The sequence below is a fragment of the Oerskovia sp. NPDC056781 genome (genome assembly GCF_042789955.1).
Lineage (GTDB): Bacteria > Actinomycetota > Actinomycetes > Actinomycetales > Cellulomonadaceae > Oerskovia > Oerskovia rustica.
Genome location: NZ_JBHUAD010000001.1, coordinates 57,094 through 74,586, shown reverse-complemented (window position 1 = coordinate 74,586; position 17,493 = coordinate 57,094). Strand labels below are relative to the sequence as shown.

The window sequence follows — 17,493 nt, the reverse complement described above, 5'->3', positions numbered from 1 at the left end:
CTCCCACCCGGCCCGCTGTCGTCCGCGGGGCGAGGCCTCAGTCGGCGACGATCCGGGCCGCGAGGCGGGGTGCCACGCGGTGGAGCGCCAGCAGGGGCCTCACGGCTCCGACATGGACCCTGTCCCTGCGCCCGGCGAGCGCCGACAGGATGGCGGAAGCGGCGGCGTCGGGCGTGATCTTGCGTGCCCCGCGGCCTGCCGTCATCGCGGTGTCGACGAGGGGGAGCGCGACCTCGATCGCACGGACGTGGGAGGCCGTGGCGCGGAGCTGGTACCCGAGCGACGTGGTGAAGGCGCTCAGGCCGGCCTTGGCCGCGCAGTAGACGGGTGCCGAGCGCTTGGGGACGGTCCCGAGCGCGGACGTGACGGAGACGACCGCCGCGCGCGGTGCCTCCGCGAGGACCGGCAGGAGGTGCGCGGTCAGGTGCAGCGGGGCGCCGAGGTCGGTGGCGAGCTCGGTGGTCGCGTCCCGCACGAGGGGGCCGGTCGCCCCAGGCCGCGGCGTGACGACCCAGTCGCGGTCGAGCTGGACGGCGGCGTTGTGCACGACGAGGTCCAGACCGGGCAGGGCGGCCGCCGTGCGCGCGAGGCGGGCGACGTCGTCGGGGTCCGAGAGGTCCGCGACCAGCGTGCGCAGGCCGGGGACCTGGGTTGCGGCGTCCGCGAGGCGGCCGGGATCGCGCCCGCACACGAGCACGGTCGTGCCGTCCGCCACGAGGCGTCGGGCGAGCGCCAGCCCGACGCCGGAGCTCCCGCCGGTCACGAGGGCTGCGGTCCAGCGGGGGCCGGGGGAGTCGCGTCCGGTGCGGGTCGAGACGTTCGCCTTATCTGTAACGCGCGTTACACTCATGGAGTCAACGTAGGCTCGCACCGTCCCACCGTCAACCCCTCGGAGCGCCCGTGTCACGCACCCCCGACGAAGAGCGACGCGCCCAGCTCGTCTCCGGCGCGCTCGACCACCTCCAGGCCACGGGCCTCGGCGGCTTCACGCTGCGATCCCTCGCACCGTCGCTCGGTACGAGCGCCCGGATGCTCGTGCACTACTTCGGGACCCGGGACGCCCTGCTCGACGCCGTCCTCGCCGAGCACCGTCGACGCATGATCGAGGCCCTCGACGCCGTCCCGACCGTGGACCCGCGCGTCACCGCACGCTCGGCCTGGGCCGGCATGACCGATCCTGCCCACACCGGGCACTTCACGCTCATGCTCCAGGTGCTCACGACGTCCCTCGAGGACGGCAACCCGCACCACGCGATCGCCCAGGACGCCGTGGCCGCGTGGGTCGAGCACGTCGAGCGCCTTCTCGTCGGCATCGGTCGCTCGCCCGAGGCCGCCCGCGTCGACGCCACGCTCCTCACGTCCGGCCTCAAGGGGCTCCTGCTCGACCGCCTCGTCACGGGCGACCTGGAACGGACGGACGCGGCGGCCCGGCGCCTGGTCGACCTCTTGCTCGCCCCCTGACCCGGCGCGACGACCCGCCAGGCGGCACACTGGAACCACCCCCCCAGCCACCCCACCGAAGGCGACAGATGCGCATCACGTTCCACGGACACTCCTGCGTCGCGCTCGAGCACGCGGGCACTACGCTCACCCTCGATCCCGGCACCCTCGCGGACACCGCCGCGGCGCTCGTCACCCCTGGGACGCTGCTCGTGACGCACGCGCACCCCGACCACCTCGACGTCGACGCCGTCCGGGCAGCGCTCGCGACGCACCCCGGGCTGCGCGTCCTCGGACCTGAGGCAGCGTTCGAGCGGCTGGGGGAGGCTCCCGACGGCGAACGCTTCCAGGTCGTCGAACCGGGAGACGTCCTGACGATCGGGTCGTTCTCGGTGCTGGTCGGGGGAGGGCAGCACGCGCTGATCCACCCGGACGTGCCTCGGGTCGCCAACGTCACCTACCTGGTGGCCGGCGACGGTGTGCGCACGTACCACCCGGGTGACTCGTTCAGCCCACCCCTGACCGACGACCGCCTCGACGTCCTCCTCGCGCCCGTGTCCGCGCCGTGGATGAAGGTCGCCGACGGCATCGACTTCGTCCGCTCGCTCGACCCTCGGACGGTGATCCCGATCCACGACGCGGTCCTGTCGCCGGCGGGCCTCGCACTGGTCCACCGGTTGTTCGGCGAGGGGCGCACCGGCGGCACGTACGACTACCGCCCGCTCGAGGTGGGCGGACATCTCGACGTCACCCCGAGAGGTGAGGAGCACACCATGACCCACGAGCCCGCGCCGCAGCGCGACCCGGAGGCGGTCGCCGACGCGATCCTGCGCGAGCATCCCGAGTTCGACGAGGTGCCCACGATCGAGGTCGACGAGACGGTCCCTCCGCGCCCCGAGGAGGAGGTCGCGGACGCCACGCGGGAGTAGGTGCTGCGGACGTCGGCCTACAGCAGCGGCCGCAGCGGCGCGAGCGCGACCTCGCCGAGCTTCGCCGCGAGCGACCGTCCGGACCACTCCTCGAGCGTGAGCTCGCGGCAGTTGCTGAGGTCGACGTCGTAGACCTTCTCCATCTGCGCCGCGATGCCGGCGTCGACGATCTCGAGGTTGACCTCGTAGTTCCCGGTCAGGCTGAGACGGTCGATGTTGGCCGTGCCGATCGTGGTCCACCTGCCGTCGATCGTCGCCGTCTTCGCGTGGACCATGGCGTCCTTGTAGAGCCAGATGGTCACGCCGCCGCGCAGCAGCGTCGTGTACAGGCCCTTGGAGAGCCAGTCCGCCACGACGTGGTTGGAGCGCTCGGGGACCAGGACCCGGACGTCGACGCCGCGCTGGGCCGCCATGAGCAGGGCGTCGAGGATCTCACGGTCAGGGATGAAGTAGGCCTGCGTGATGTAGATGTGGTCCGACGCCCGGTCGATCGCGTCCAGGTAGATGCCACGGATCGGGAAGACCAGGTGGGCGGGGGCGTTGCGGGCCGCGCGGAGCTCGGGCAGCCACAGCCGTGACCCCGGGTCCTCGAGGCGCGGCTGGCCCGGCTTGCGGTTCGAGTTCCAGAAGTCGACGAACGCGTTGCGCAGCTCCCAGGTGGACGGCCCCGCGAGCCGGATGTGGGTGTCGCGCCACTGCGTCGCGTACATGGCGCCGATGTTGTAGCCGCCGACGAAACCGATCTCGTCGTCGACCACGAGGATCTTGCGGTGGTCACGGCCCGACTTGCGGACGTTGAGCACCAGGACGCCCGGGCGGAAGACCGGGTAGCGGATCACGTGGATCGGCGCCGGGAACGTCAGGAACTCGCGGGGGACGACGAGGTTCGCGAAGCCGTCGTAGATCACGAAGACCTCGACGCCGCGCTCGGTCGCCTCGACGAGCGCGTCCTTGAACTCCTTGCCGAGGTCGTCACCCTTCCAGATGTACGTCTCGAGCATGATGCGCCGCTTGGCCCCGCGGATCGCCGCGAGCATCTCGCGGTAGAGGTCGTCACCGTAGGTGAAGATCGTCGTGGTCGTCTCGCCGATGCTCGCCTCGGCAGGGGCGGAGCGGGGGAACTTGCTGGGGTCGGTGACGCGTCGCTTGCGGATGGCGTCGGCGATCACCAGCCCGGTCGCGACGGTCACGGGGACCGCGACCGCGAGCACTGCTGCGCGGGCCATCACCGTTCGGGCGAGCTGGACGGGAGAGGTCTTCGAGGGGCGCACCTGCTCACCGTAGCCTCAGGTCGGCGCGAGCACCCGGAGAAATGGGGTGACTTTGCCCGTTGCGGTCACCGGTCCAGCACGTCACGCCCCGGGCGCGGCGTTTTCTTCGCCTATGTCCGTTTCGGGGAGGCTTTCGCTCCCCATCTCCGCAGGCAGGCCGGTCGACAGGGGGTGGGAGCGGATCGCGGCCGCGAGCTCACCCTCGATCCGGTCGAGGTAGACGCCCGTCGTGGCGATCGACGCGTGCCCCAGGAGCTCGGCGATGACCTTCACGTCCCAGCCCTGGGCGACGAGGAGCGTGGCAGTCGTGTGCCGCAGGGCGTGGGGGGTCGCTGCCCGCCGGTACTCCTCGGGCATCCGGGCGACGCACCGGTTGAGCAGCGCACGGATCGCCTGGGCGTCGATGCGCCGGCCGCGCCAGGTGAGCAGGAGAGCCCGGGCGGCATCGGCGTCGCCCGGCCTGCGCGCCAGGAGCGAGGGCCGGAGCGCGGCGAGGTACTCGTCGAGCGCCCGTGCGAGGGGCTCGGACAGGCTGACGGTGCGCACCGTGCCGCCCTTGCCCTTGATGCGCCAGCGGGTCTGGTCGGGTTCGCGGACGAAGTCGTCGACGTCCGCGCGGGCGACCTCCGAGACCCGTGGGCCCAGGATCAGCAGGAGCGCGATGATGAGGCGGTCCCGCACGGCGAGGTCGTGGTCGGGACGAGGTCGACCCGCACCGCTCGTCGCGGCGGGTGACGCACCCTCCGTCGGTCGCGGCTTGGTGCTCGCGGTCACGAGGAGAGCCTGTGCGGCCGTCGCCGACAGCGCGGTGCGCGCGACGCGCAGGCCGCCGCGGAGCCGGGCCGGGGGAGCGGCCCACTGCATCGGGTCGGCCTGGACCCATCCGTCGCGGGCCGCGTGGGTGAAGAACCGGGAGATCGACTGGCGGAACCTGTTGACGGTCGCGGCCGAGCGGCCCGGGCCGTCGGGTTTGGTCCGCGGGTCGGTGTATCGCCCGTCCGGGGTGATCTGGTACCGCAGGAGGAAGTCGTCGATGTCGGCACCGGTGATGTCGTCGAGGACGGTCTTGGGGCCCGCGAGGGAGGAGAACTCCCGCAGGTCACGCTCGTAGTTGCGCTGGGTCGTGGGGGAGAGGACGCCACGGAGCGTCTCCGCCGAGACGGAGGAGAGGTACGTGGAGACCGCCTCGGCGACGGTGACGCGGCGAAGGCGGGGAGGGGCGACCACCGAACAGCTCCTGAGGACGGGACGAGACCGGACATCCGGAGCATAGGGGGCGCCACTGACACGACAGCGAGCGGTCGAGGGCCGAGTGCACGAGGTCTCACCACGGTGTTGTGCTAAACACAATGGTTTGTCGCGTATGTCCCAATTGAAGGAGCGTACCGCAAGGCAGCGGCATCACGAAAGAAATCACGCCACGTGTCCTCAGATGCCCGACGGCGTCGCGACGGCTCGCCGCTCGGCTCGCCTCGTCATGGCGGGCCGCAGGGCGCTGGCCCTGGAGGGGGACCGGTCGAGAAGCGGGGCCCACCACAAGCGATACGCCCACCACGGCGCCGTGACGACGGCGACGACCGCCGTGAGGACGGCCGTCAGTGCCGTGACTGCGAGGACGGTCGCCAGGAGCGTCACCACGAGCACGCCACGTGCCGCACGGGCGGCGGCCGAGGCGCCCGAGCTGCGCACAGGGCGTCTGGACGAACCGAAGGTTCCTGCAGGATCCACGGGACGCGTGGCCACGAACGGTCCTGAGCTCATTCTCGACTCCCGGTCTCGGCGGGCGCTCCTGACTGACGCCCTTGCGAACGAGGGAGCCTGCGACCGGCTCCTGTGATGCAGCGCCGGCGGCTCCGGGGCGGCGTGACGACTGCGAGTCTGCGCGATATCAGCCGCTTCCGACGGGCCGTGCGCCGTCGAGAGGGGTGTGGTCCGAACGTCGTAATGACATAATGTACATTATCGGCGTTGTCTCGAAGGAGTCGAGAGGGGTGAGAACGCGCTGGCGCACCCGCGCCGCCGGTCACCTGCGAAGTACGGCTCCGTCGTCGGATCCGCCGCACAGTGGGCAGCGAGCCCGCGGATCTCGCGATGATGCGACATGCGGCGCCGTGCCGCGTACGACGCACGCAGCTCGTCGATCAGGCTGCTCCATCTCCGACGACGCCAGCACGAGATCTCCGTACGGGTCGATCTGCGCCAGCATCGGTCGTCCGCTCGCCACGCGCACCGCCGGACGGGCTCGCGGCCGTCGTCGCAGGCCGTGGCCAGGATCGTGCGGGTCGTGTGGCGCAAGCTCGTCCTCGCTGCGAGACCTCGACCAGAGCGATGTCGAGAGGCATGGCGGCCATGCAGTCGGTCGGTATGGTCCGCCCGCTCGCCCCGATCCTGCCTGCCACTCCCCCGGACCAACCGCTCGTTGAGGACATCGTTGCAGGTCAGAGGCCCTTTCCGAGGCTGCTGACCTGCACCGATGCCCTCGCCGCGGCGCCCGTGACCGTTCGGCTCAAGCTGCGGCTCTCTTGACGAGGTCCGCGATCGTCGCCTCGTTCTCGGGCGTCAGCTCCGTGAGCGCGTACGCGACGGGCCACAGGGTGCCGTCGTCGAGCTGTGCCACGTCGTTGAAGCCGAAGGTCGGATAGCGTGCACCGAACTTCTCCGCGGGCTGGAAGAAGCAGAGGATCTTACCGTCCTTGGCCCAGCCGGGCATCCCGTACCAGGTCTTCGGCGCGAGCGAGGGCGCGTGCTCGGCGACGAGCTCGTGGATCCGCGAGGCCATCGAACGGTCCGGCTCGGAGAGCTCCGCGATCTTCTCGAGCTGGGCCTTCTCCGCCTCGGCCCGGTTCGCGGACGCCTTGAGCTCCTTGGCGCGCTCCTTCATCGCCGCACGTTCCTCGGCCGAGAAGCCCTCGTAGGCCTTGCTGGTCGTCGTCGACTTCGTGGTGCCGGTCATCGCGATTCCCCTTCGTGGTGTGTCTGCCGTCGGGTTCGACGCTACTGAGGGGCGACGGAGCGCGCTTCTCCAGATCTGCTCGATCGTGCCGGGGTGACGCAGCGGCCTGTTCTCCGCAGCGGAAGAACTCGTGTCGTCGGGCTTTCTCCGAGCGAGTCCGTGAACGGAGAAGATTGTCGCCGAGGAATTCACGGCGCGTCGTTCGGCGAAAATCCCTTGCTCACGTGAGGAGGCGTCGTGCTAGCGTCGCGGTGATCGCGACCCGTCGAGGAGGTGAGACCCGTGAACGCAGCATCCATACCGGGCGCTCCCCCGCAGCCCACGATCACGCGACGGCGCTAGTCGCCACCGGGAGCGCTTGCCAGCTTCTTCGCGAAAGGCGACTCCCATGAACACCTCACCCTCTTCTCCCGCGCACTCCCCCGCGACGCCCGACCCCGGCCCGCAGGCACGACCTGCCGGTGGCCGGGCCGTGGTCCTCGGTGGCGGGGGCTCGACCGGAAACGCCTGGCTGATCGGCGTCGTCGCCGGCCTGTTCGAGGCCGGTATGGACGTGACCACCCCCGACGTGACCGTCGGGACGTCGGCCGGCTCGACCGCTGCCGCCCAGCTGGCGGGTGCGGCCCCGGCCGACCTGCTGGCGGCCGCCCTTGCCTCGCCCCCTCCGGAGCGACGCGCTCCGGAGGGAGCTGCCCGCAGGCCTGTCGACGACCACCTCGAACGGATGCGCACCCTCATCGCCTCGGCTCACGACCCGGCTGACCTGCGCAGACGTGTGGGCGCCGCAACGCTCGAGCGGGGGTCGACGTCGGACGGCTCCTGGCAGGAACGGTGGCGGTCCACGGTCGCGTCACGGCTGCCGGGTCAGGAGTGGCCGCTGCGACGGGTTCTCCTCACGGCCGTCGACGCCGAGACCGGCGACCCGGTCGTGTTCGATCGCGACAGCGGGGTCGACCTGGTCGATGCCGTCGCTGCGAGCTGTTCGAGCGGTCTTCCCTACGAGATCGCCGGTCGCCGGTACATCGACGGGGGCTACCGGCGCAACGAGAACGCCGACCTCGCCGGGGGGTACGGGCGGGTGCTCGTGCTGTCCCCGTTCGGCGGCCGGTCCCTCACTCCGCCGACGTGGGGCCTGCAGCTGGCGACGCAGGTCGACGAGCTCCGCGCGCGTGGCAGCGAGGTCGTGACGATCTTCCCGGACGTCGGCTCCGCGCACCTGTTCGGTGCCAACGCGATGGACCTGTCCCTCCGTCCCCTGGCTGCTGGCGCCGGGCATCAGCAGGGCCTGGCTGTGGCCGATCGCCTGACCGATTTCTGGCGCTGACGCTCCGAGGGGAATGGCATTCCCCCGGTCGCATGGTGCGAAATGCGCCACGCGACCGGGGGAATGCGGAGGCTTCTCGAGAATTCAGGTCAGCCGTTCCGAGAGGTGGACCGTCACCGTGTCTCCGATGTCCTTCCCGAGCTTCTGACGGAGCTTTGCGCTGATCGAGAGCATGTGGCCACCGGACCCGGTCGGCATGAGTCCGGCCGTGAGGTCGTGGCCGTCCACGGTCGCGGCCACCCGCACGGCCTTCCCCGTGCCCAGGAGCTCCACCGAGTCGGGTACCTCGACGCACGACCACACGTCGTCGCGCACGGTCACCCCGATCGGTGCGGAGAATGTGACGTCCATCGGACCTGGACTCGTGCTCACCACGTGACCCCCCTCGTCGTCGCCGGCGCCGTGTGCGTCGTGCGTCGTCCGACTCTATCGAGCGGCGCCGGCCGTTTGCCCCACCCTGCCGGCGCGAAGTGTCTTGATGTCGACAGACTTCTCCAGGAAGCCCTGAGAGCGTCGGCGCTCTTGCCGCGGTCGGCGCATCTCGGACACGTCACCGCACGGATGGAACTGGTCGTGAATGTCCGTTGTGCGCCGGGAGGATCGATACCCCGTGAGTTCTAGACCCACGGGGCGCGAGCCGCCGCTCCCCCGTGAGGCGTTGCGAGATCAACGATCTGCGGCAGTCGGCTACGGCCCCCTGATGCCCCGTGGGCACACCATGGGCACTAGCCGGGCGAGACCGCGCGCAGTCGCGCCGTCTCCAGGGCGACCGCGACGCCGTCGAGATCCTTCTCGAAAAGGTCCGCGTAGACGTCGAGGGTCATGCTCGCGGAGGCATGTCCCAGCATGCGCTGGACGGCCTTGACGTTCGCCCCCGCGGACACCGCGAGGCTCGCGGCGCTGTGGCGGAGGTCGTGCGGGGTGAGGTGGTCGTCGATGCCCGCGTCGCGGGCCGCACGGGAGAACCAGCCGGTGCCCGACTTGGACCGCTTGAGGTAGGTGCCTCGGTCGCCGTGGAAGACGACGTCGTCGCGCCCCTTGCCCTCGCACGCTGCGGCCAGGGGCATCGAGAGGAACGCGGGGAACGGGACGGAGCGCCGCTCGTGGGTCTTGGGCGTCCCGACGACGATCTCGGAGCCGACCTCGACCGCGTTCTGGTTGATGCGCAGGCGCTGCCGGAGCATGTCGAGGTCCCGGACGCGCAGGCCCGCGGCCTCGCCCCATCGCAGCCCGCAGTAGGCGAGGACCAGGACGAGGGTCTCGTGCCGGCCGGCCGCGGCGGCGAGCGCGGCGACCTGCCGGTGGTCGAGGTAGGTGTGCTCGCGCCGGACCTTGCGGGGCAGGTTGACCCCGCGGGCCGGGTTGGTAAGGATGCGTCGGTCGTCGACGGCGTCGTCGAGCAGGGACGCGAGGGCGCCGTGCGCGCGGGCGACCGTCGTCGCGCTGTAGGTGGCGCTCAGGTCGGAGACCCAGGCCTGTACCGCGGTGCGCCGGATCTCCGCGACGGGCACGCTCCCCCACCGGGGCACCACGTGCAGCCGCCACGAGCTCTCGATCGCGCGGGCGGTCGACGGTTTGAGGTGGGTCTGGCGCCCGAGCCACGCTCCCCCGAGCTCGTGCACGGTCGAGCGGGCCGCCGTCGGGTCGATGAACTCGCCGCGCAGGATGGACACCTCGAGCGAGGACGCGAAGGCCTCGGCGCTGCGCTTGGTCTTGAAGCCACGCTTCTTGGTCTGCTTGCGCTCAGGGGTGCGGTAGCGAACCATGTACCGTCGCCCGGCCGTCGTCTCGTACGCCTCAACGGTCGCCATGACGATCCGTCCGCTGTGCGTGGTCTGCCTGGTTCCTCACAGCACGAACGGTACCGCGATCCGTCGCATCAGCGACGATCCGGACAGGTCGTCGAGCGGCCGCACCGGCGGATCCACGATCAGTGGTGCGTCCTGCCAGGGGGCTCGTACCGTCCGCCTGGCGTGCGGTGCGGGCCTTGCCCCGGGCAACATCACACCGTCGATCGTGCGTGTGGAGTTGCGCCGACCTGCGAAAACCGGAAACCTGGTCGGTGGTCTCGCGGGTGTGCGCGTCCTCCCCGATGCGTGCGGTCTGCTGGGCAGCCTCGACGGGTGGGTTCGGCGTGCCACGTGCGTTCACCGGACCTTCACGCCCCGCCGGAACACGCGCATCCGGTCGGACGTTGACCCCCATAGACAACCCCTGCCGCTACCCCTTGGAGGACGACATGCCAGACCGGTCCCTACGTGGAATGAGCATCGGTGCGAAGAGCATGGAGTCCGACGCGGGCGTCGACTTCGCCCCTCGTTTCCAGGCGCACTACGACTGCCCCAACGGTCACACCATCATCCTGCCGTTCTCGACCGAGGCCGAGGTGCCCGCGGTGTGGGAGTGTCGCTGCGGTGAGGAGGCCCTCCTGCGTGACGCGGAGCGCCCCGAGCCCAAGGCAGGCAAGCCCGCCCGTACGCACTGGGACATGCTGCTCGAGCGTCGCACGATCAAGGAGCTCGAGGAGCTGCTCGACGAGCGTCTCGGTCTCCTGCGTGCCGGCAAGCTGCGCCGCAGCGCCTGATCGTCTGACGCGTCGGGCCCGGAACTCCTCGGAGTTCCGGGCCCTTCGTCGTCCCTGGGGCCCCGGCCGGGCTCTCCCGCGCTCACCGGCAGGTATCCGGTCCGCCCGACGGCGCCGCGCACCCCCCCGGGCCCGTCGCACCCGGGTGATCCTCGCCGTCGGGCAGGACGGGCCCTCCTGGGGCGGCCGCCCCGCGCGGTCGGACGACTAACGGCGTGCAGGCTTGGACGCCGGGCGCTTGGTCGCGGGCTTGCGCGCAGGTGCCTTGGCGCTCGCGACCGGACGGGACACGTGGGCGACGACGCCCGCGACGACGAGCAGGACCGTGAGCCCGCCCGCGATCCACCCGGGCCAGTACCCCAGCCGCACGGCCGGGGTCAGGGAGTCGCGCAGGGGCAAGGTGGCGACCATCTGGTCGGCCGTGAAGAGCTCGGTGCTCTGCAGGAGCGCGCCGTTGGGGGCGATGATGCCGCTGACGCCGACGGTCGAGATCTGCACGGTCGCGCGCCCGGTCTCGATGGCGCGCAGGCGAGACATGGCGAGCTGCTGGGTGGACTCGGCGCTGTACCCGAAGGACGCGTTGTTGGTGGGGACGACGAGGAGCTCGGCGCCGGCGTTCACGGCGTCGCGGATCAGCTCCTCGTACGCGACCTCGAAGCAGATGACGGTGCCGAGCGGGACGGTGCGCCCGAGGCGTTCGGAGGGCAGGTCCACGACCGCGACCTCGTCGCCCGCGATCATGTCCGTCGTCACGCGGTCCACCTGGTCGGAGAAGATGCGCACGAAGCTGCGCATCGGGATGTACTCGCCGAACGGTGCGGGGTGCTGCTTGGCGTAGCGGTCGATGACGCCCTGCCCGGGGGCCCACAGCAGCGACACGTTGTACCGCCCGCCGGTCTCGGGGAACTCCTGCGCACCGACGAGGACGGGTGCGCCGACGGCGGTCGCGGCGGCGTCGATGTCGGCGGCGACGTCGGGGGTGGTCTGCGGGTCGAGGTCGGAGCCGTTCTCTGGCCACAGGACGACGTCGAGCTCGCCCGGGTCGACCTCGTCGAGCAGGGCGAGCGTGCCGTCGACGTGGTTCTGCAGGACCTCGCCACGGTTGGCGAAGGACCCGAGGCCCGGCTCCCCGACGTTCCCCTGGACCGCGCCGATCTTCAGGGTCCCGGTCTCGGCGCGGGTGTCGAGCGGGACGACGAGGCCCGCGCCGAGGAGCACGGCGGCCGTACCCAGTGCGCACAGAGCGGGCAGGGCGCGCACCGTGCGGGCCTCGAGCACGAACACGGCGAGCAGGACCCCGATCGCGGCGGTCAGCAGGGAGACGAGCAGTCCTCCGCCGAGCCAGGCGGTGCGTCCCAGGAGGGAGTCGACCTGGGAGAACGCGAGCCGCCCCCAGGGGAACCCGCCGAACGGGAACTCGGAGCGCCACTGCTCGACCGCGACCCACAGCACGGAGAACGTCACGACCTGCCACGCGAGGTTGCGGGCGACGGCCCCGATCCGCCGGACCCACGTCCACATCGCGCCGAACAGCGCGAGGAAGACCGCTTCGAGGACGCTCAGGGCGAGCCAGGGCACGGTGTCGGTCGCGATCTGGGCCCACTGGATGTGCGGGAGGAAGAACGCGAGGCCCCACACGAGCCCGACGAGGGCGTTCCACCAGACGCGGTCACGACGCAGGGCCAGGAAGAGGGCCGCGACCCCGACGAACGCCATGGGCCACCACCCACGGTCGGGGAAGGCGGTGTTCGTCAGGAAGCCACCACCGGCGGCGAGAAGGATCAGCAGCCAGCGGCTCGGCTCACGGGTCGACACCAGTGCAGGGTACGCCACGTACCTGCAGGTCGGCCGGGAGATGTGGGCCGACCCGCGCGTCCTTCGGACCACGTCGCACCGCCACCGGTGAGGCCGTGTTGTCTACTGAACGCGCGGGTCGAGCCGATGCACGTCAGAGCACGCAGGACGGACGGTGAGATGGTGGCTCGAACCCCTGCGGCGCTGACGGCCGGAACACGTCATCGAACTTACCGCCCCTCGCGGAGGTGTCAATCCGAACGCGTGCCGTGGTCGACGGTGCGGTCGGTCGCGCCCCGGTGACCTGCGGCGGCGCGACCGGCCTCACCCGCGCGAGGGCGCGGCGGACGACCCGGAGGAGGCCCGGCCGGGTCGGACCGGGGCTCAGTCGAACGTGTCGTACAGCACGACGCCGTCGCGCACCGTCTGCAGGCACGTCGGGTCGGGGGCGTCGTCGGTGAGGTCGGGCAGCAGGGGCGTCCCGGAGCGGGCGTCGGTGCTCCAGGACGACACCGAGGTGCCCGTGCCCTGCACCGCGAGGTGCTCGGCGCGCCAGACCGCGAGGTGGGCGGGTGCGCCGACGCGCAGCTGCCCCGCGCCCGTGTGATCGAGGCCCGCGATGCGCCAGCCCCCGCGCGTGTGCGCCCGGAACGCGGCCCGCGCGGAGATGCGCTGGTCGGGGTCGGCGTGCGACATCGCGGCCCGGACCGCGGACCAGGGGTCCATCGCGGTCACGGGAGAGTCGGAGCCGAAGGCGAGCGGGACGCCCGCCCCGGCGAGGTCGGCGAAGGGCGAGAGCCCGGCCACGCGCGTGGGGCCCAGCCGCGAGGCGTACATGCCGTCGGGGCCACCCCAGGCGGCGTCGAAGACCGGCTGGATGGACAGCGACACCCCGAACAGCAGGAGCGTGGAGAGGGCGTTGGTGTCGACGAACAGGGCGTGCTCGACGCGGTGCGCGGCACGGCGGTGCGCCGCTGCCCCGTCCGCCTCGGCCGCGGCGCGCAGTCCCACGAGGAACTCGTCCATGGCCCGGTCCCCGATGACGTGGAACCCGCCCTGGGTGCCCGCCGCGGCGACGGCGGACAGGTGGGCCGCGATCTGCTCGGCGGTCAGGTACTGGTTGCCGCGCCCGTCGGGCCCGGCCTCGCCGGGGGTGCCCGTGAGGTCGGCGTACGGGTGCCGCAGCGCCGCGGTGCGCGAGCCGAGCGACCCGTCGACGTTCAGGTCCCCCGCGATGCCGGCCAGGCCGGGCAGGTCGGCCAGGAGGGCACGCGCGTCGTCGGGGGTCGTGCACAGCTCGCCCCGGTACGCGACCAGGTGCGGCAGGGCGCCCTGCGGGTCCCCCGTGAGGGCCATGAGCTCGCGCAGGCCCTCCCGGGTGTCGATCGAGGGGGCACTGTTCTCGTGCACCGACACGATGCCTCGCCGCGCGGCCGCGTCCAGGGCCGCACGGTAGACCGCGGTCCGGCGCTCGGGGGTCATGGCACGGGCCGCGTCCCGGGCGGCGTGGTGGGCGTCCAGCGTGACCCAGCCGCTCTCCGTCCAGCCCTCGCGCCCCTCGAGGCCTGCCCGCTGCGCGAGCGACGTCGAGACCACGGCGGAGTGCACGTCGACCCGCGCCGCGTACACGAGCGCTCCCCCGCACGCCGCGTCGAGCTCGTGGCGCGTCGGGGCACGGTGCTCGGGCCACTCCTGCTCGTCCCACCCGAACGCGAGCAGCACGTCGTCCGCCTCGGCGGCCGGGCGGGCCTCGACCGCGGCGTGCAGCGCGTCGAGCGCGTCGGCCAGGGACGTGACGCCGGCGCTCGCGGACAGGTCGACGCCCGCGAGGGCGAGACCGGTCTCGAGGACGTGGACGTGGGAGTCGACGAACCCGGGGGCGACGAGGGCGCCGTCGAGGTCGACGACGCGGTCGGCTCGGGCGGCGAGCCCGGCGGCGGTGTCGTTGGCGCCGATCCAGGTGATCACCCCGCCGTCGACGAGCATCGCCTCGGCGAAGGGGTCGGTCGAGGAATGAATGACACCGTTGCGGTACAGGGTGGAGGCCACGAAACCACACGATATGCCACGCCGTGCCCGGCGCGCCCCCTTCGCGGGGTGCGCCGGGCGTGCGTGACGCGAACGTCACACGCTGGAGTAGGCCACGACGCCCCGGCGGACGGCCTCGATGGCCCGGACCGCGGTCTTGCGCATCGCCGGGGTGGGGGCGGCGGTCGCGAGCTGGTCGAGGACGTCGATGATCTGCTTGCACCAGCGCACGAAGTCCCCGGCGGCGAGCTCGGAGCCCCGCAGGACGGCGTCGAGGCTGCGGCCGCTGGCCCATCGGTGCACCGCGGCGACGATGCCGAGGTCGAGGGTGCCGGTCGCGTCGATGTGGTGGGCCTCCTCGAGGTCGTCGACCTCGGACCACACGACGACGGTCGCGTCGAGGGCGCGCGCGAGCCTCCCCTGGGGACCGCCCGGCACGTACGGCTCCCCCGCCTCGTCGCGGCGGGCCGAGAAGACGAGCGTCGAGACGACCGCAGCGAGCCCGGCGGGGTCGAGGTCGTCCCACACGCCGCGGCGCAGGCACTCGGCGAGCAGCAGGTCGTTCTCGGCGTACAGCCTGCGCAACCACTGCCCGGCGTCGGTGATCCTGACGTCGGGGGCAGGGGTGCGCCCGGGCCGGGGGCGCGTGGTGGCGGGCGGCGTGCCGTCCGTCGGGGCGTCCATGAGCTCGCCACCACTGGCCGGGTGGGGGTCGACCTCCAGGTACCCCAGGCCGGTGAGGATGTCGCAGATGCGGTCGAAGACGCGCGCGATCGAGCCGGTGCGTCCTTCGACGCGCCGCACGAGGGCGTCGTGCTCCTTCTTGAGCTTGGCCCACCGCTCGGACCAGCGGGCGTGGTCCTCCCGTTCGGGGCAGTCGTGGCAGGGGTGGGCACGCAGGGCCGCTCGCAGGCGGCTGAGCTCCTTGTCGTCGGCCGCGGCGGACCGCACGGTGGGCGCCTTGCCCCGCGACGGGGCACCGGGGGTGTCGACGAACGCGCCGAGCGCGTTGCGCAGCGACGAGGCCAGGTCGCGGCGGGCGGCGGGCACGCGCGGGTTGAAGGTCTTGGGGATGCGGACCGTGCCGACCGTGCGGATCCCGGAGGGGGCGTCGGCGACCGTGAGCTTCTTGACGTGCTTGTCCTCGGTGAGCACGGTGGGCCGGGGGCCGTCGAAGCCGCCGTCCTTGCCGGGGTCGAGCACCACGACGTACCCGGCGCGTCGGCCCGTGGGCAGCTCGACGACGTCGCCGACGCGCAGGTTCTCGAAGTCCGCGACGATCTGGGCGCGCCGGGCCCGCTGCGCCGACTTCGACAGGTCGGCCTCCCGGGTCGCGATCGCCCGCCGAAGCCTGGCGTACTCGCCGAAGTCGCCGCGGTCGCACGTCATGGCCTGCGCGTACCCCTCGAGGGCCTCGGCGTGGGCCTGCGCCTGCTTGGCGAGGCCCACGACGCCCCGGTCCGCCTGGAACTGCGCGAACGACGTCTCCAGGACGTCGCGGGCGCGCTCGCGGCCCACCTGCGCGACGAGGTTGACGGCCATGTTGTAGGTGGGACGGAAGGAGGACTTGAGCGGGTACAGGCGCTTGGACGCGAGGCCCGCGAGGGCGACGGGGTCGAGCCCGGGGTGGTCGACGACGACGGCGTGCCCCTCGACGTCGATGCCGCGGCGCCCGGCGCGGCCCGTGAGCTGGGTGTACTCCCCCGGGGTCATGTCGACGTGCGAGGTCCCGTCCCACTTGACGAGCTTCTCCAGCACGACGGAGCGCGCGGGCATGTTGATGCCCAGGGCGAGGGTCTCGGTCGCGAACACGACCTTGACCAGGCCCCGGCTGAACAGGTCCTCGACGATCTCCTTGAAGATGGGCAGCATGCCCGCGTGGTGGGCGGCGACGCCGCGCGCGAGGGACTCGCTCCACGTCCAGTACCCGAGGACGTCGAGGTCCTCGGCGGGCAGGGTCGCGCTGCGCGCCTCGACGGTCGCACGGATCTCGGCCTCCTGCGCGGGCGTGGTCAGGCGCAGCCCGGCGGCCAGGCACTGGGTCACGGCGGCCTCGCACCCGGCGCGGGAGAAGATGAAGAAGATCGCGGGCAGCAGCCCGTCGGCGTCCAGGGCGTCGACGACGGCGAAGCGGGGCGGGGTGCGGCGCCCGCCTCCGTCCCCCGATCCTCCCCGGAACCCGCCGCCCGAGGGCTGGCGTCCGCCGCGCCCTCGGTAGCCGCGGTCCCCGCCGCGTCCGCCCCGGCCCGGGTAGCCGCCGTCGCGGGCGCCGCTGCGGAACGCCGCGAGCAGGTCCGGGTTGATGGGCGGGTTGACGCCCGGGTCGGTCGGGTCGACGTGCCCCGCGTAGAGGTCGATCAGGTCCGCTCCGGTGCCGGGGCGCACGATCTCCCCGGGGGTGCGGGGGCCGCGATGGCGGGAGCCGACGAGGACGTGCTGCCACAGCGGGACGGGGCGGCGCTCGCTGACGATGACGGCGGTGTCGCCGCGCACCATCTCGAGCCAGTCGCCGAACTCCTCGGCGTTGGACACCGTCGCGGACAGGGACACGAGCTGGACGTCGTCGTCGAGGTGGATGATGACCTCTTCCCAGACGGGTCCGCGGAAGCGGTCGGCGAGGTAGTGGACCTCGTCCATCACGACGAACGCGAGGCCGTCGAGGGCGCGCGAGCCCGCGTAGAGCATGTTGCGCAGGACCTCGGTGGTCATGACGACGATCGGGGCGTCGCCGTTGATGGAGGTGTCGCCCGTGAGCAGGCCCACCTGGTCGGGTCCGTGGCGGCGCGCGAGGTCGGCGTACTTCTGGTTGGACAGGGCCTTGATGGGGGTCGTGTAGAAGGCCTTGCGGCCGCCGGCGAGCGCGAGGTGGACGGCGAACTCCCCCACGACGGTCTTGCCGGCACCGGTGGGGGCGGCGACGAGGACGCCGCGTCCTTCTTCGAGGGCCTGGCAGGCGCGGACCTGGAAGTCGTCGAACGGGAAGCCGACGACCTCGCGGAACGCGGCGAGCTGGGTGCGGGAGGCGGCCTGGAGGGCGCGCGAGGCCGCGTACCGCTCCGCGGGGCTCGCCTGGCCGGCTGTGTCGGCTGTGTCGTCGTGTCCTGCGTTGCCGGCGGTGCGGGGTGCTGCGGTCATGGCACCACCCTACGGTCCGGAGGTGCCGGTCCGGG

Annotated in this window: 14 protein-coding genes; 4 read left to right on the top strand and 10 right to left on the bottom strand. The window is 72.4% G+C overall.

What is annotated here, in order from left to right:
• Positions 1-37: 37 nt before the first annotated feature.
• Entirely contained in the window at positions 38-850 is an 813-nt protein-coding gene (locus ACFRCR_RS00365) for an SDR family NAD(P)-dependent oxidoreductase (RefSeq protein WP_377674488.1), read from the bottom strand.
• A 50-nt stretch (positions 851-900) separates the two neighbouring features.
• On the opposite strand from ACFRCR_RS00365, the gene ACFRCR_RS00360 reads away from it, so the two are divergent.
• Both ACFRCR_RS00360 and ACFRCR_RS00355 read left to right on the top strand, forming a co-directional pair.
• Complete coding sequence (locus ACFRCR_RS00360) at positions 901-1,461, top strand: TetR family transcriptional regulator (protein ID WP_377674486.1); 561 nt, start codon at positions 901-903, stop codon at positions 1,459-1,461.
• 68 nt (positions 1,462-1,529) lie between these two features.
• A complete protein-coding gene (locus tag ACFRCR_RS00355) occupies positions 1,530-2,369 on the top strand; it encodes an MBL fold metallo-hydrolase (RefSeq protein ID WP_377674484.1) in 840 nt (279 codons plus the stop codon).
• 17 nt (positions 2,370-2,386) lie between these two features.
• On the opposite strand, the gene ACFRCR_RS00350 is transcribed toward ACFRCR_RS00355, so the two are convergent.
• The 4 genes from ACFRCR_RS00350 to ACFRCR_RS00335 form a co-directional block, all read right to left on the bottom strand.
• Entirely contained in the window at positions 2,387-3,640 is a 1,254-nt protein-coding gene (locus tag ACFRCR_RS00350; protein WP_377674482.1) for a phosphatidylserine/phosphatidylglycerophosphate/cardiolipin synthase family protein, read from the bottom strand.
• Positions 3,641-3,721: 81 nt separating this feature from the next.
• Complete coding sequence (locus ACFRCR_RS00345) at positions 3,722-4,867, bottom strand: tyrosine-type recombinase/integrase (RefSeq protein WP_377674480.1); 1,146 nt, start codon at positions 4,865-4,867, stop codon at positions 3,722-3,724.
• A 201-nt stretch (positions 4,868-5,068) separates the two neighbouring features.
• On the bottom strand, positions 5,069-5,401 hold the full coding sequence (locus tag ACFRCR_RS00340; protein WP_377674478.1) for a hypothetical protein: 333 nt from the start codon (positions 5,399-5,401) through the stop codon (positions 5,069-5,071).
• 745 nt (positions 5,402-6,146) lie between these two features.
• Positions 6,147-6,593: an iron chaperone gene (locus tag ACFRCR_RS00335; RefSeq protein WP_377674476.1), complete on the bottom strand. Its 447-nt coding sequence runs from the start codon at positions 6,591-6,593 to the stop codon at positions 6,147-6,149.
• Between the two features lie 388 nt (positions 6,594-6,981).
• Here ACFRCR_RS00335 and ACFRCR_RS00330 point away from each other — a divergent pair, with 388 nt between their 5' ends.
• Positions 6,982-7,917 carry a patatin-like phospholipase family protein gene (locus ACFRCR_RS00330; protein WP_377674474.1) on the top strand — a complete coding sequence of 312 codons (936 nt, stop codon included), beginning with the start codon at positions 6,982-6,984 and terminating at the stop codon, positions 7,915-7,917.
• Between the two features lie 84 nt (positions 7,918-8,001).
• Here the strand turns inward: ACFRCR_RS00330 and ACFRCR_RS00325 are convergent, their stop codons facing one another.
• Together ACFRCR_RS00325 and ACFRCR_RS00320 are read right to left on the bottom strand one after the other, a co-directional pair.
• Positions 8,002-8,268, bottom strand: coding sequence for a DUF1905 domain-containing protein (locus tag ACFRCR_RS00325; RefSeq protein WP_377674472.1), 267 nt, complete (start codon positions 8,266-8,268; stop codon positions 8,002-8,004).
• Between the two features lie 374 nt (positions 8,269-8,642).
• A complete protein-coding gene (locus ACFRCR_RS00320; protein WP_377674470.1) occupies positions 8,643-9,728 on the bottom strand; it encodes a tyrosine-type recombinase/integrase in 1,086 nt (361 codons plus the stop codon).
• A gap of 428 nt (positions 9,729-10,156) precedes the next feature.
• Here ACFRCR_RS00320 and ACFRCR_RS00315 point away from each other — a divergent pair, with 428 nt between their 5' ends.
• Positions 10,157-10,501: an RNA polymerase-binding protein RbpA gene (locus ACFRCR_RS00315; RefSeq protein WP_138824427.1), complete on the top strand. Its 345-nt coding sequence runs from the start codon at positions 10,157-10,159 to the stop codon at positions 10,499-10,501.
• Positions 10,502-10,708: 207 nt separating this feature from the next.
• On the opposite strand, the gene lnt is transcribed toward ACFRCR_RS00315, so the two are convergent.
• The 3 genes from lnt to ACFRCR_RS00300 all read right to left on the bottom strand — a co-directional run bounded on the left by lnt (position 10,709) and on the right by ACFRCR_RS00300 (position 17,458).
• Positions 10,709-12,316 (bottom strand): apolipoprotein N-acyltransferase, encoded by a 1,608-nt coding sequence (gene lnt / locus ACFRCR_RS00310; protein WP_377674468.1) that lies wholly within the window; start codon positions 12,314-12,316, stop codon positions 10,709-10,711.
• 363 nt (positions 12,317-12,679) lie between these two features.
• Positions 12,680-14,344 carry an amidohydrolase gene (locus ACFRCR_RS00305; protein WP_377674466.1) on the bottom strand — a complete coding sequence of 555 codons (1,665 nt, stop codon included), beginning with the start codon at positions 14,342-14,344 and terminating at the stop codon, positions 12,680-12,682.
• 75 nt (positions 14,345-14,419) lie between these two features.
• Entirely contained in the window at positions 14,420-17,458 is a 3,039-nt protein-coding gene (locus ACFRCR_RS00300; protein ID WP_377674464.1) for a DEAD/DEAH box helicase, read from the bottom strand.
• Positions 17,459-17,493: the final 35 nt, after the last annotated feature.

Bases quoted from the DNA above. Each gene is read 5' to 3' on its own strand.
- ACFRCR_RS00365 (WP_377674488.1), bottom strand. From the start codon at position 850: ATGAGTGTAACGCGCGTTACAGATAAGGCGAACGTCTCGACCCGCACC.
- ACFRCR_RS00355 (WP_377674484.1), top strand. From the start codon at position 1,530: ATGCGCATCACGTTCCACGGACACTCCTGCGTCGCGCTCGAGCACGCG.
- ACFRCR_RS00340 (WP_377674478.1), bottom strand. From the start codon at position 5,401: ATGAGCTCAGGACCGTTCGTGGCCACGCGTCCCGTGGATCCTGCAGGA.
- ACFRCR_RS00335 (WP_377674476.1), bottom strand. From the start codon at position 6,593: ATGACCGGCACCACGAAGTCGACGACGACCAGCAAGGCCTACGAGGGC.
- ACFRCR_RS00330 (WP_377674474.1), top strand. From the start codon at position 6,982: ATGAACACCTCACCCTCTTCTCCCGCGCACTCCCCCGCGACGCCCGAC.
- ACFRCR_RS00325 (WP_377674472.1), bottom strand. From the start codon at position 8,268: ATGGACGTCACATTCTCCGCACCGATCGGGGTGACCGTGCGCGACGAC.
- ACFRCR_RS00320 (WP_377674470.1), bottom strand. From the start codon at position 9,728: ATGGCGACCGTTGAGGCGTACGAGACGACGGCCGGGCGACGGTACATG.
- ACFRCR_RS00315 (WP_138824427.1), top strand. From the start codon at position 10,157: ATGCCAGACCGGTCCCTACGTGGAATGAGCATCGGTGCGAAGAGCATG.
- ACFRCR_RS00300 (WP_377674464.1), bottom strand. From the start codon at position 17,458: ATGACCGCAGCACCCCGCACCGCCGGCAACGCAGGACACGACGACACA.